At 68.7% G+C, this 12,673-nt stretch carries 14 protein-coding genes and 1 pseudogene; 11 read left to right on the top strand and 4 right to left on the bottom strand.

The features are described 5' to 3' along the window. The first annotated feature begins 169 nt into the window (after positions 1–169). The 3 genes from ACFKCF_RS05175 to ACFKCF_RS05165 all read left to right on the top strand — a co-directional run bounded on the left by ACFKCF_RS05175 (position 170) and on the right by ACFKCF_RS05165 (position 2,263). Positions 170–391 carry a hypothetical protein gene (locus ACFKCF_RS05175; protein WP_394491123.1) on the top strand — a complete coding sequence of 74 codons (222 nt, stop codon included), beginning with the start codon at positions 170–172 and terminating at the stop codon, positions 389–391. An 84-nt stretch (positions 392–475) separates the two neighbouring features. Then, complete coding sequence (locus tag ACFKCF_RS05170; RefSeq protein ID WP_394491121.1) at positions 476–685, top strand: hypothetical protein; 210 nt, start codon at positions 476–478, stop codon at positions 683–685. 171 nt (positions 686–856) lie between these two features. Further along, positions 857–2,263 carry a hypothetical protein gene (locus ACFKCF_RS05165; RefSeq protein ID WP_394491119.1) on the top strand — a complete coding sequence of 469 codons (1,407 nt, stop codon included), beginning with the start codon at positions 857–859 and terminating at the stop codon, positions 2,261–2,263. Between the two features lie 119 nt (positions 2,264–2,382). Here the strand turns inward: ACFKCF_RS05165 and ACFKCF_RS05160 are convergent, their stop codons facing one another. Beyond that, positions 2,383–2,583, bottom strand: coding sequence for a hypothetical protein (locus tag ACFKCF_RS05160; RefSeq protein WP_394491117.1), 201 nt, complete (start codon positions 2,581–2,583; stop codon positions 2,383–2,385). 491 nt (positions 2,584–3,074) lie between these two features. On the opposite strand from ACFKCF_RS05160, the gene ACFKCF_RS05155 reads away from it, so the two are divergent. From ACFKCF_RS05155 to ACFKCF_RS05140, 4 genes are all read left to right on the top strand, one after another. Continuing rightward, positions 3,075–3,596: a hypothetical protein gene (locus ACFKCF_RS05155; RefSeq protein ID WP_394491115.1), complete on the top strand. Its 522-nt coding sequence runs from the start codon at positions 3,075–3,077 to the stop codon at positions 3,594–3,596. A gap of 96 nt (positions 3,597–3,692) precedes the next feature. Beyond that, positions 3,693–4,208: a hypothetical protein gene (locus ACFKCF_RS05150; RefSeq protein ID WP_394491113.1), complete on the top strand. Its 516-nt coding sequence runs from the start codon at positions 3,693–3,695 to the stop codon at positions 4,206–4,208. Positions 4,209–4,344: 136 nt separating this feature from the next. Then, positions 4,345–5,316 carry an NBR1-Ig-like domain-containing protein gene (locus tag ACFKCF_RS05145; protein WP_394491111.1) on the top strand — a complete coding sequence of 324 codons (972 nt, stop codon included), beginning with the start codon at positions 4,345–4,347 and terminating at the stop codon, positions 5,314–5,316. 543 nt (positions 5,317–5,859) lie between these two features. Then, positions 5,860–8,058, top strand: a complete 2,199-nt coding sequence (locus tag ACFKCF_RS05140; protein WP_394491109.1) for a CHAP domain-containing protein — start codon at positions 5,860–5,862, stop codon at positions 8,056–8,058. A 201-nt stretch (positions 8,059–8,259) separates the two neighbouring features. Here the strand turns inward: ACFKCF_RS05140 and ACFKCF_RS05135 are convergent, their stop codons facing one another. Further along, on the bottom strand, positions 8,260–9,258 hold the full coding sequence (locus tag ACFKCF_RS05135) for an SDR family NAD(P)-dependent oxidoreductase (RefSeq protein ID WP_394491107.1): 999 nt from the start codon (positions 9,256–9,258) through the stop codon (positions 8,260–8,262). Between the two features lie 82 nt (positions 9,259–9,340). On the opposite strand from ACFKCF_RS05135, the gene ACFKCF_RS05130 reads away from it, so the two are divergent. Then, complete coding sequence (locus ACFKCF_RS05130; RefSeq protein WP_394491105.1) at positions 9,341–9,943, top strand: TetR/AcrR family transcriptional regulator; 603 nt, start codon at positions 9,341–9,343, stop codon at positions 9,941–9,943. A gap of 123 nt (positions 9,944–10,066) precedes the next feature. Here the strand turns inward: ACFKCF_RS05130 and ACFKCF_RS05125 are convergent, their stop codons facing one another. Next, entirely contained in the window at positions 10,067–10,390 is a 324-nt protein-coding gene (locus ACFKCF_RS05125) for a hypothetical protein (RefSeq protein WP_394491103.1), read from the bottom strand. Between the two features lie 181 nt (positions 10,391–10,571). After that, a complete protein-coding gene (locus ACFKCF_RS05120) occupies positions 10,572–11,018 on the bottom strand; it encodes an STAS domain-containing protein (protein WP_394491101.1) in 447 nt (148 codons plus the stop codon). 259 nt (positions 11,019–11,277) lie between these two features. On the opposite strand from ACFKCF_RS05120, the gene ACFKCF_RS05115 reads away from it, so the two are divergent. The 3 genes and pseudogenes from ACFKCF_RS05115 to ACFKCF_RS05105 all read left to right on the top strand — a co-directional run bounded on the left by ACFKCF_RS05115 (position 11,278) and on the right by ACFKCF_RS05105 (position 12,485). After that, complete coding sequence (locus ACFKCF_RS05115) at positions 11,278–11,595, top strand: hypothetical protein (RefSeq protein WP_394491099.1); 318 nt, start codon at positions 11,278–11,280, stop codon at positions 11,593–11,595. 129 nt (positions 11,596–11,724) lie between these two features. Beyond that, a pseudogene (locus tag ACFKCF_RS05110) lies at positions 11,725–12,186 on the top strand (alpha/beta hydrolase domain-containing protein); the annotation flags it as partial. After that, complete coding sequence (locus ACFKCF_RS05105) at positions 12,108–12,485, top strand: alpha/beta hydrolase domain-containing protein (protein WP_394491473.1); 378 nt, start codon at positions 12,108–12,110, stop codon at positions 12,483–12,485. The pseudogene ACFKCF_RS05110 and the gene ACFKCF_RS05105, both read left to right, overlap by 79 nt. Positions 12,486–12,673: the final 188 nt, after the last annotated feature.

The following is a 12,673-nucleotide window of genomic DNA, read 5'->3' as shown; positions in this document are numbered from 1 at the left end:
AGTCGGGTGCCAAGAATGCAGCCGCTGCCCTCCACGTTCTCCTGCGGCTTTCGCGCCGGCACATCCCTCCTTTGAGGGGTGGGCGGGGCGGAGCACCCCCCAAGCGCAGGATGGGCCCCCCTCCTGCACCCTTGATCGGAACGACAACCGATCAAAAGGGACGATTACGGTGCCGAACTTTTCCTCCCACGAGCTGGCGTATCTGGTCCGGCGTCTCGACGGCGCACTGATCCCGGCCGACGATCCGGGCTGGGACGCCAGGCGCTCTGCCCGGCAGCTGGCCGTGGATCAGCGCCCGGCCGCGGTGGTGCCGGCCCGATCCGCCGCCGGCGTGGCCGCGACGCTGAACACGGCCGGGCCATCCGCGGCGGTGGCGGCAGCTTCGGGGTGATCACCCACCTCGCTCGGCCGGCTGCTGCGCTTCCCGCCGCTGGACGACATCCCGCGGCCGTTCCGCGGCCGTTCCCTGGTCGCGGTGGAAGCGGTCGCGCAGCTCGACCCGCCCGGTCCCACCCCGGCGACCGGGGACGGGTTCCAGGTGACCGGGCTGTCCGATGAGGCCCTGGCCACGCTGCTGGCGGTGGCCGGCCCTGGCCGCGACGTGCCGCTGCCGACCATCGAGGCGCGGCGCCTCGGCGGCGCCCTCGCCCCGGGCGCGAGCGAGGCGGCGCGGTGTCCTCACTGAGCCAGCCGCCAGGCGGCGCGCCCACGCCAGTGCCGTCCCTTTCGGGCATCGACATGGCCGGCCCCACCGCCGTTATGGGGGGCGTGACATCAGATATCACATCTATTGACTTACGCCTCAAACATCCATGATCGTTCTCTCATGAATCCCCCTCGAGAAGGGGCGTCTCGAATGAGTCGGACGTCCCCGAATTTTCGTGCTCTCCGGCGCCGCGGCCTGATCTTCGTCGCACCTGCTGCCCTGATAGGGGGATTGCTGGTCGCTGCTCCCGCGGCAGCGCAGCCCCAGTCCGAGTCCGAGGTGATCGTCCTCACCGCCGATCAGCAGGCGCAGGTCGCGCGTCCCACACTGGACGCGATCAAGGCCGACGCAACGCACCGCGGTGTGCCCCTGGAGGCCGCGTTAGACGAATATCTCTCTGGGGCCCGCATGAGCCTCGCCGGCGAACTCGAGCCCGACGGGCCCGCGGATACGCCGGAGGTGAATGTCGACGACTTGACGGCGGGTGAGCTGGAAGATTTGCTGCTCATCGCCGCGCAGGACGGGATCAGCTTCGAGGAGGCCGTCGCGGCACACGGCTGGCAGGGCGCGTTCAACGACGTCGCGGACGAGATCGAGGCGAGCTACGGGAGCGAGTTCTCTGGTGCGGCCCGCAGCCAGGATGGCAGGAGCGCATGGTTCGCGTTCAAAGGCGAAGTCCCCGAGGGGGCCGTCGCGCTGGCCAGAAAACTGCCGGTGGAAGTGAAGCTGCAGGGCGGACGCGGATTCACGGAGGCCGACCTGGAACAGGCGAGCCTGACCGCGCGCGATCAGGTGGCGGCCAAGCCCGAGGTTGCCGGCGTGGCCACCTGGTACGACATCGAAACCGCGACCATCGGCGTCGGGGTGAAGTTGCAGCCATCGATCGCGAGAGACGCTTCCGCCATCGAGCAGATCACGCCTCCGCAGCCGCAGATCCCGGGTGTCGGCCTGGCGGTGTCGCTCATGGATGACGTGGCCGCCCCTGAGGACAAATACATTCGCGGTGGCGGGTTGTATTCGGGGTGCACCGCCGGTTTCAACCTGAAGTACAAATCCAGCAACACCAAGCGCCAGGGCACCGCCGGCCACTGCGCACGCGGGAGTGCCGGTGCGAGCCAGACGTACAGCAATCACAGCCAAGCAGGCGGCAGCACCACCATCAAACGAGTATGGAAACACGAGGGCCGATACGGAGACCTGGCGTACTACACGACCGGTGGCAAGACCCCGACCCGCACCTTCTACCACAACTGGAACAAGACCCGGTATGCGACCGAACGGGGTGGCCGCCCGCGACGGGGCACCCGAATCTGCCACTTCGGACAGACGACCGGCGGGAGCTGCGCCAGCGTCGCCAACAGCGTCGTCAACGTCGGCGACATAGAGGGAATGGTGCAGATGGACCGGAACGTCAGCGAGCCAGGCGACTCCGGAGGCCCGTGGTTCTATGGCGGCACTGCCTACGGCGTGCACTACGGCAAGGTCGGCGGCAAGTCGACGTTCACTCCGACGCTGCGCTTCGACGCGGCTCGCGACTACCAGGTATGGATCAAATAACCGATCCTCCGCCTCCTGCGCATCTCGCTGCTTGCCGGGTTCCGACTTCTTCTTGAGCACGAGAAACCGGCCCTTCGGCAGGTGCATCGATTCGTTTCCCGCTTCTGAGTGAGGGTGAACTATTCCGGTGGCGCGCGGCGCCTGAAGCGCGCCACCACCTTGGCCACGGGTTCGTCACCCGGAGTGTGGTCCTTGACGACGCCGTGGATCGTCTCGGATTTCCGCGCGATCGCTGCTGGTCCGGCACGCTTGGCAGCGTCGTAGGCGATGCATAGACCGTCGCACGTGATCGTCTTCCCAGCGCCGGCGTTGACGGTCATCTTCCAGGGCCTCGGCCCAGACCGCACCGACTTCCAGGTGCTTGGACTTCCCCCGCCACTTTGCTTCGCTCAGGTAGCCCGCAGCGGTGCGCGCACCCGTTGCTGTCTCCTGCCTGCCATCGATGCCGGGTGGCAACCGACGCCTTGCCGTCCTGCGAATCGTCGAGGTGCCGCAATTGCTGCGGCACCCCGAAGCGGGCTCTGTGCGGGCACCGATCGGGCGAAGCCGGGAAAGACTCCGCTCGCATGTCGAATCCCTGTGACCTGCGAATTCGATTGTCCTAATAGCTCTGGACAATGTTTGGACGATGGGACGGGGCAGATCGCTTGCCGTTGCCGGGCATGGGCGGTCAAAGTGGTGCCGTTCCCGGCGCCGGCGTTCGGTATCGACGCCATTGGCAGGCGTTCGGATATTCCGCTGAATCGCTGTGCGCGGTTATCGGGGACTCCCGAGTCGGAAAGTACAGAGGATTTCTTTGAAAGGAGATCCGATGATCGGACGAAAAGGGATTACCGGAGCGGCTCTCGTCATCGGGTTGACGGCCGGACTTATGGCGGGGTCGTCCGCGTCGGCGCAGGCGGGGCTGGGCGTCACCGCCGTCTCGGACAGCTCGGCCGTCCTGGCGCCGGGCTGGTCGGCGAAGTCCTACCTGGGGATCGGCTACCACGACCGCTGCAAGGGCTGGCAGCGGATAAAGACCCCGTACCGGACCGGCGCCTACATCACGACCAGCAGGCAGGTCCACTGCGAGAAGGGCGAGTGGGGCCGCCGGGCCGTGGTCAAGACGAGCCTCCAGCAGTATCGCGGGCTCGGTTTCTGGCGGACGAAGGCCACCTCGACGGTCAAGAAGGGAAGGGCGGCGTTCACCGTGACGACGACCCCTTCGTGGAGGTGCTCCGGTGGTAGCCAGCTCTACCGCAACCAGACGAAGGTGCATCTCTACTCTGTCCTGCGTGGCAGCGAAGTGGCCACCCTGTACAAGCGGTCGCAGGAGCGCCGGATCCGGTGTTGATCCCGGGCTGGGACGGGGGCGTAGCTCGGCTGGACTTCGGCCCTTGGCGCTCTCGCGAGCGCCAAGGGCGTTCTCTTCCGAAGGAGTGAGCGGCGGATGAGATCGCGTGAGAGAAGGCATGTCCCGGCGTGGCGCCTGATCGTCGGCGGGGTCGTGCCGGCCCTGGCTCTGGTGCTGTGGGCAACGGTCTCGGTGGCGGAGGAGGAATCGTACGAGGACGTCAAAAGGCAGTACATCGCCGCCGTGGACGCGGTGTGCGAGGAAGCGTCCCGACAGTCGGATCTCCGCGAGGAGCCACCCGCGAACCTGCGCGAGGAGGTGGACGAGCTGCGCCGCGCGTCGGAGTCGATGACCGGCACCATCGCCGCGATAGAAGCGATCGCGCCGCCGGACGGTGACGTCCCACAGGTGCGGAACAGGTTCTTCGCGCCCGCCAGGGCGCTGGCCGCGAGCCTGCGCGAACTCAGCGGACGCGCGGAGGCGGCGATGCGCGCGGGCAGGGAGGACGAGGCGAAGAAGGCGGTGGAACAGTCCTTGGAACCGGACGAGAACGAGAAGGCATTGCGATCCTTCGCGATGGAGTACGGTTTCCGGGCCTGCGCGGGTGAATGACCACGGCGTCCAGGTAACCCGCAGAATTCCGGACTTATTCGGACAATTCAGGTAATCTCATTTGCTCTCAGGTGGCACAGGCCATGCCGGGGTCGTCGGCACGGCCGGATGACGGTGCCGGACAGGGCAGGTGAAGATGCCGGAATTACCGGGGACGTCAGGCTCGCAGGGAGACGAGCCTGACCCGCAGTGGACGGGCAGGGCAGCGCGGCCCGGGCGAAAGCCGGTCCGGCCGGAACCGGCCGCGGGCCCGGTGGCGGCCCTCGCGTACCGCCTGTGGGAGCTCAAGGCGGAGGCGGGCGACCCGTCCTTCGCGGAGATGTCGACGCGCATGGGCGCGGCGGCCTCCAAGTCCTCGCTGGCGGCCGCCGCCCGGGGGCAGGTGCTGCCGACCTGGGAGACGACGTGGGAGTTCGTCCGGGTCCTGGCCGTCGACCGGCTGGGGCGGGACGCCGAGGAGGCCAGGCGCGAGTGGCGAGCCCACTGGGAGCGGGCCGCGAGCGCCGCCGCACGTAGCGAGACCACCGAGGCCCGTACAGGTCACGACGAGACCCGAGCCGGACCCGCCGAGGCCCGTGCCGGGCACATCGAGACAGAGGTCCGTATGGCGGAGCACCCCGAACGCCGAACCCGGCCTCCCCTTGCCAGGAGGCCGGCCATGATCGCGGCGGTCGCGACCGCCGCCGGTGCCGCCCTCTTCACGTGGCTCGCCCCACTCTCCGGAAAGGACGAGCCCACCGCGCCGGACACCCCGGTGCGGGCCGCGTCCCCCTACGACGATTCCGCCTTCGAGCAGGACGTCACCCATCCGGACGGCACGATGGTGAAAACGGGGACGGAGTTCACGAAGATCTGGCGGATCAGGAACACCGGCACCATCCCGTGGCAGGGACGCTATCTCACCCGGCTGAACGACACCCTCTGCCGCGCGCCCAAACGGGTCGAGATACGCCCGGTCCAGCCGGGCGAGCCCGTCGACATCGCGGTACGCGTCCGCGCATCGGACTCCCCCGGCAGATGCAAGATCTACTGGAAGATGACCGACGAGACCGGGACCCAGTTGCTGTCCGCCAAGAAGCCGATCTTCCTGGACGTGGTCGTCGGCTGATCAGCCCTCGAAGCTTGGCCAGGGCTGAAGGACCGGCCTGCCCCATCCACCTCGACCCGCCGGTACGCCTGCTCGGCCCACGTGGGGGTGCCCGCGGTCGGCTGTAGCCAAGCCCCGGTAGGCGGCATCGCAGCCCAGCACGTCGAAGCACTCATCGACGACGGCGCGGCCGGCCCTGTGCCGTCGGAGCCCGCGAAAGGCCCGGTCACAACGGGTACGGGCATGGCGCCTCGCGACTGTCGCGGAGCCACTCGACACACCTGAGTCCCGGCGTCCTGATGGGGACCACCTGTTCGCGGATTTAGGTAGATCTTTCAGCATATTTCGCCATAAGGGGACACATCCGACACTGCCTTCTACCTGGGACTTTACCTTCGCCAGAACCTTTGAACCCTCCTTGAGGTGCGCTTGACCTGCGGAAACATCAAGCTACCCTCGCCCTATCACAGGCTTCCGGTCTATTCACATTGGTCACATGATTACCAATTTTGTCAGGATCAATGTGCATATATCCGGCCTCGTTCGGGAGGTTCCCTCACTTCCATGACGCCAGAGACGCAGAGGTTCATCGAACTGCTCCAGCGCCAGCTCGGCTATGCCGACAAGGGCTCGAGCACCAAGTTCGGCGAATGGTACGGCAGCAACATCGAGTTCGATGCCGACTACAGTTCGGCCCCGTGGTGCGACATGTACATCTCGTGGGCGGCGCACAAGCTCGGCTACCAGGCATGGATCGGCCAGTTCGCGTGGACGGTGGCACACGCGAAGTGGTTCAAGGAACAGCACGCGTGGGGGAAGGTTCCGACGCCCGGCGCGTTGGCCTTCTTCGACTGGAGCGGCTCCGGCAAGATCGACGACATCGACCACGTCGGCGTCGTGACGAAGGTGCAAGGCGACACGATCTTCACGATCGAGGGCAACACCGACGGCGGCGTCGTGGAGCGCAAAGAGCGCAACACGAGCAGTGTCGTCGGGTACGGCTATCCGGAACAGGTCAAGGCCCACCTGGACGCGACCGGGTCGGAAACCCAGCTGGTTCAGGCGCGGCCTACACCCGAGGCTCCGCAGGAGGGGGCCGACGGCTGGTCCGCCGAGGCACAACCCGGGTCCCAGACGCGGCAAGATCAATACGCCGACCAGACGTCTGAGGCATCACGCGACACCCACGAGGCCCAGGAACAACCCGGCCACCGGCCCACTGACTCGCGACCCGACGCGGACACGACCACCGACCGACCCTCCGACCGGGCACCCCACCAGCCCTCCGGCGATACCACGGGACAAGAGCAGCCGTCCGGCGACAAGACAGTCCAGGGCCCCCACGGCCAGAACCCCCAGGCCACCGACGACCACGCGCCCTCGGCAAGCGGCCGACCCACCGACGACCACGCGCCCTCGGCAGGCGGCCGGCCCGGGGTTGACGACCCGGGCCGGAACACTGCGGACGGACCGGGCACGGGTGCTACGGACGGCGCGCATGCCCCGGCCCCGAGTTCCTCCGCCAACCTGAGTTCCAGTCCCACATCCGACACACCCTCCCCCACCCCTACCTCGACCTCCGACACCCCGACCGCCACCGCAACCCCCACCTCCGACGCCCCGAAGGCCACCGCAACCCCCACCGGCGCCCCGACCTCCGACACGCCGAGCGCCACCGCAAGCCCCACCAGCGCCCCGACCTCCGACACGCCCTCGGCCACCGCCACGCCCTCGGCCACGGCCACCCCAACGCCAACCGTCTCCGAGACACCCCCCACAGCCAGCGCAACTCCAACCTCCGGCACGCCCTCGACGACGACCCCGGCCACGTCCACACCCGGCGCATCGGTTCCGCAGACGGCTCCGGAAACCACTCCTTCGCCGACCGCCACCACCGCCGCCGAGCCGACCGAGCCCGCCGCTTCTCCCGAACCCGAGCCGACCGCTTCCCCGACGGAGGCGGCGGCCATGTCCCAGTCCGAGCCGGCCACCACCCCCACCCCGACCACCGCCCCCTTCTCGGCCGAGCCGCTCGCGCCCTCCGCGGCCGAGCCGGTTCCCGAGGAGAGCACCCCTGCCGCGCCGAAAGCGGCTGACACCCCGGTCACGACGGCGTTCCCCACGCACCTCCAGGCCTCGGTCAGCGGCCCACTGCCGAGTCTGTCCACTCCGGCGTTGGTCACCTCGGCCGTGGTCACCGTCGTGGCTCTTTTCGCGGTGTTCGTGGTGCTCAAGACCCGCGCCGGCGCCCGCTCGGCCGCCACCGCCGCCGGGTACGCTCCCCCGAGCCCGCCCGTGCCGGTCGTCCCGCGACACGGCGTCGCCGAGCCGGATGAGGGCACGGCGTGGAGATGGGAGCTCCTGGAAGCCATCGAGACTGCCGTAGCCCTCGACACCACCCCACCCGCCCAGCAGGACGCCGCCCCACCCGCCCAGGAGAACCGGCTCCCCGACCCCGCTCTCGGCCCTGAGGAGGACGACGCCTTGACCGAGCCGCTGGCGTCGATCGTCGACACCGCGCCGCTGGAGCCGACCGTCGACACCGCGCCGCTGGAGCCGACCGTCGGCACCGGGCCCATCGAGCGCATCGTCATTCCCGCGGCGACGAGCCCGTTCAACGCCTTCACCCCGGCCGGTTCCACGGACGAGAACGTCCCCGACCAGGCCCGCAACGGGCGCAGCGGGCACGGCGACCAGCACACCGGCGATGGGGATGCCACCACCGGGAGCACGCCTCCGCCCCCGGCCCCCGACGCGCTCTAGCAGTCCCTGCCAGGGGTCCTCGGGAGCCAGGCCGTCCTGGGCAGCGGCTGCGACGCGTTCCATCGAGTCGACGCACGAACGTGGACTGATGCAGAAGCGGAACGAAAGCGCCGCTGTGGTCTCGTGGCCGTGTTGGAGCCGAGCGACATCCGTCCCCGGACCGCGAGACCGAGCACGCGGTCCGGCCGGTGCGCCATCGCGTCATGTGGAGGTCGTGCCGGTCTCGCCTCCCTGGTCAAGCAGGGCGTTGATCATCTCCTGGAGCTGGGCACGTCCCACGGTGCCGAGCGCGCCGGTCAGGGCTTGGGCGAGCTTGTCGAACGGGTCGTCCATCGGCAACTCCTTCACCTTCTCGGCCAGTTCCTCCACGCTCCACAGCCCGTCTTTGTGGATGTGGCCGCCGAGGGACCAGCCGCGATTGACCGCGACCGTCCCGCCCCGCACCGACAGCACCTGGCCGGTGAGCGGGCAGGCTGAACTGGCCAGGTAGGCGGCAACAGGCGCGGCGGCAGCGGGGTGCAGGGGGTCGAACCGGCCCGCCGCCGGTTCCTGACTCATGCCGGGAACAGCGAGGGTGAGCCTGGTGCGGGCCATCGAGGGCGAGATGCAGTTGACCCGCACGCCGTACCGGCCGAGTTCGAGGGCGGCGACGGTGGTCAGCGCCGCGACTCCGGCGTTGCCCGCCGCGTAGGAGACCTGCGCGGGCAGCGGGTTGAGCAGTCCGGAGCCGGAGGAGGTGTTGACGACGGCACGATCGGCGTGGACTCCTGCGTGGAACTGGTCGCGCCAGTGGCGGGCCGCCCAGTGTGTCACCGCGAAGGTGCCCTTGAGCTTGACGGTCACGACGTCGTCGAAGTCCTCCTCCGACAGGTCGGCCAGGCCCATGTTCCGTTCGATGGTCGCGTTGTTGACCACTACGTGCAGGTCGCCGAAGGACTGCAGTGCCGTCTCCACCATCCGGCGGGCGCCGTTCCAGTCGGCGACGCTGTCGGTGTTGGGCACGGCCTGCCCGCCGCGGGCAGTGATCTCCTCGACGACCTTCGTTGCCACGCCGGCATCGCCGCCTGTGCCGTCGATGGCAACGCCGGGGTCGTTGACGACGACCTTGGCGCCTTCGGCGGCGAAGAACAACGCCTCCTCTCGCCCGATGCCGCGCCCTGCTCCGGTGATGAGGACGACGCGTCCGTCCAGACTTCCCATGATCGACCTTCCTTCAATTACTGCAGTCCATGTAGTGATTCATAGTATGCATTAATTCGAAAGATGCAATAAACTGCTCCGCATGGTGGAGAAACTCGGACTGCGGGAGCGCAAGAAGCAGCGCACCCGGCAGGCACTGATCGAGGCGGCGGTTCGCCTGTTCGAGGACAAGGGCTACGACCACGTGACCGTGGCTGAGATCGCAGACACCGCGGAGGTGTCCCCCCGCACCTTCTTCCTTCACTTTCAGGCCAAGGAGGACGTCCTCCTGGCCAATGCCGACCTGCGCGTCGACCTGGCGCTGCAGACGATCGCCGAGCGCCGCGCCGAGGAACGGCTGCCCGAGCTGCTGGTACGGGCAATGGACCAGATGATCGCCAACGCCTGGGACAGCGACCTCTCCAGCGGGCTGGCGGCGCTTCGGACACGGCTGGCGGCCTCGGTGCCGGCACTGCAGGCCCGGCTGCTGCAGCGTTACCTCACCGCGCAGGCCGAACTCGCCCAGGCGCTGCAGCGGGCATTCCCCGACAGACTCGACGCGATCACAGCCTCCGCCCTGGTCGGCGCGATGGTGGGCGCGGTCAGTGCCTCCGCCTTGACAGCGCTGCAGCGCGGCGACGGACCCGCCGAGGTACGGAACGCCATGCGGGAGGCCATGGCCCTGGTGGCGCGATCCGTCACCTGATCACCCTGGACCCCGCCCGCCCAGGGACTACCTCGGCCAGGCTCCGGCCAAGCTCCACCGGCGTCCACGGCTTCGAATACGGAACTGCTGACGTTTGAGCAGTTCCTCTCGCACGCCCCCTGGTCAGTGCGGCCGCGGCGCCTCGCGCAGGAGCCACGATCGCGGCGCGAGACGCAACGACGAGGCGCTCGGCGACCAGAGCAGCTCAGGCGTGTGCGAGGGCGGGCGGTCGCCATTGAGGAGGAAGCCCTCCCAGGCCGTGGCGGTGTCCGGAAGGCGGCTGTCCACGACCAGCCCCAGGGAGGCCGGGCCGGTCACCGCCAGCCAGGCGATCGCGGCCACCGCCCGGTGCGCCTCGTTCGTGGTCAGGCCGTCCAGGTCGAACTCGGCCAGGGCCGCGTCACCCCGGGGCGAGATCGAGGTCAGGACGTCGGTGTCCGCGTCCACCCACAGTCGCAGGGTGAACGTCCGCAGGTGCGGGAAGTCGTCGAGGCCGGCGAACCCACAGCGCTTCTCCGAATCCCACGTCCTCAGCCTATCGAGTGAAGGCGCGCCGGGCAGGCAAGCCGCCTGGACGCCTGTGGGGTGCCGAGGCCGGCAGGGCGGGCGGTGCTCGTGAAAATGCGCCTCATATACGGCCAGCGCCGACCGCACGCTCGAGCACCAAACCGCAGGTCAACACCGCCGGCCACGCACACGTCCTGACGTACATGCGTTGCGTCGGCACAGCCGGAATCGAGGACGGGCTGGCTACACGGGTGCTGGGCGTGATGGTGAAGGCCTGCGCCAGTCCGGTGACGCCCAGGATGCGGCACAGCAGGCCGTGAACGTGGGTCAGTTCCATCGCACCGCCGGCGGCGGTGAGTTTCCGTTCGGCTTGGAGCAGTGTCCGGAGCCCTTGAGAGTCGCAGAAGGTCAGGTCGGCGGCGTCCACCGTGAGGCGTTGCCGACCGGTGTCGATCACTGTATCGACGGCAGGCGTGATCAGATCCGAGGAGGAGGTGTCAAGTTCGCCGTGCAGGATCAGCACGCTGTGGTTGAGGTGATGGACCAGGTTTACCGTCAGGACGGTCATACCGGGTGTCCGATCCGCAGAGCGAGACAAATCGTCATGGGCGCGTAAGTCACGCGCTGGACGAGTCACCGCTGGATCTCCACTGTACGCGGCGTCCGTTGATCGGTCAGCACAATGTCCGGCACCTCGCATCTGGCCTTGAGCGGTGCCGCCAGGACGACTAGCCTGATCGCCGTGCTGCCGGAAGGCGGCGTCGAGGCGATCGCGTCACAGGGAAGAGCTCGACCACGCCGCCATGGAGTTGAGGACTGAACTGACGATGAGCGCGGAAGAGGATTTCCAGCAGGTCGGCGCCGAACTGGCCGACCTGGGTGTACGGATCTCCAGGATGATGGGGAGTCCCGCGCTCAAGGATCAGGCGGGGAAGGTGTTCGCGAGCCTGCAGCGCGACGGCGCGATGGTGTTCCGGCTGGTCAGAGACACCCCCGAACACACAGCCGCGCTCCAGCTGGCCGGGGCGTCCCTGTTCGACCCCTCGGGGCAGGGCAGGGCGATCAAGGACTGGGTGGTCGTGCCCCACTCCTCGGTCGAGAAATGGACGGATCTGGCCGAGGCCGCCCTCAGCCGCCCGCGCTGATCAGCAGGCCACGTCAACGGCGTGGTGATGGGTGCCCGAGTCGGGCAAGACCGGGCACAGGTGACGTTCGACGTAGATCAGCATCCGGTCGGTGCACTCAGGTCCGTACTTTAGGACGCGACGGGCCAGTCCCAGTCGGCCTCCCGGCTGGCCGTCTACGCCAACTCGGTGCATCCCCTCGCACCCGTCGACGACGTGATCACCGTCGTGGACGGCGGCGTGCAGATCCGCACCGACCTGACCACCAGGGTCTTCAAGACGGCCAGCGAGTACGACGTGCTCGCCAGCCAGGCCGCCCGCCGCCAGCCCGACACCGACCGCTACGCCTACTGGGAGATCGCCGGCGCCTCCCGTTCCGACCGGCACGCCTACCTCGTCAACAATCCGATCCGCCTGCGCGACGCCGGGGTGTCGGGCCTGCTCGCCGGGCCCACCGCGCCATGCGTGGCGCCGGCACGGAGTAACGTCCCCTATGAGTACGTGCTGAACGCGATGTTCGACCACGCCGTACGCTGGGCGCGGGAGAACCGGCGGCCACCCTCCGCCCCCAAGTTGGAGATCGCCGTACCGCCACCAGCCCCGCCACGCTGACCAGGGACGCCAACCAGATCGCCCGCGGCGGCATCCGGCTCGCGGCGGTGGACGCCCCGACGGAGCGCAACACCGGCTGGAACATCGGCCTGACCGACGCCACCAGCAGCGCCTGCCGTCAGGGCGGCACCTGGATCCCCTTCGACGAAACCACCGTGAACGTGCTGTATCCCAGCCACCGCGACTACGTCACCAAGGTGCGCCAGGCCACCGAACGGAACCTGCGAGACGGCTTCATCACCCGGCGGGACGCCGACAGAACCGTCCGCGACGCCGAACGCTCTGGCGTGGGCAGGTAAGAGGCGGCTTGGAGCGATGCCTGCCGGTATGGATGAACCCCAGCGCCACGATCGGGCCGGAGATCCCCGACAGCAGTGAGCGCGTCGCCTCGACGGCGACGTGCCGGGGATCTCGCGCCTGCCGAAGATGCCATCCGCGCAGTTCATCCTGCTTGCACGGATGGCACCAGCGACACGTCAGGCCCACC

This window comes from Nonomuraea sp. JJY05, from assembly GCF_043496855.1.
Lineage (GTDB): Bacteria > Actinomycetota > Actinomycetes > Streptosporangiales > Streptosporangiaceae > Nonomuraea.
The sequence above is the reverse complement of the archived record's forward strand: the minus strand, read 5'-3'. Positions and strand labels throughout refer to the sequence as shown.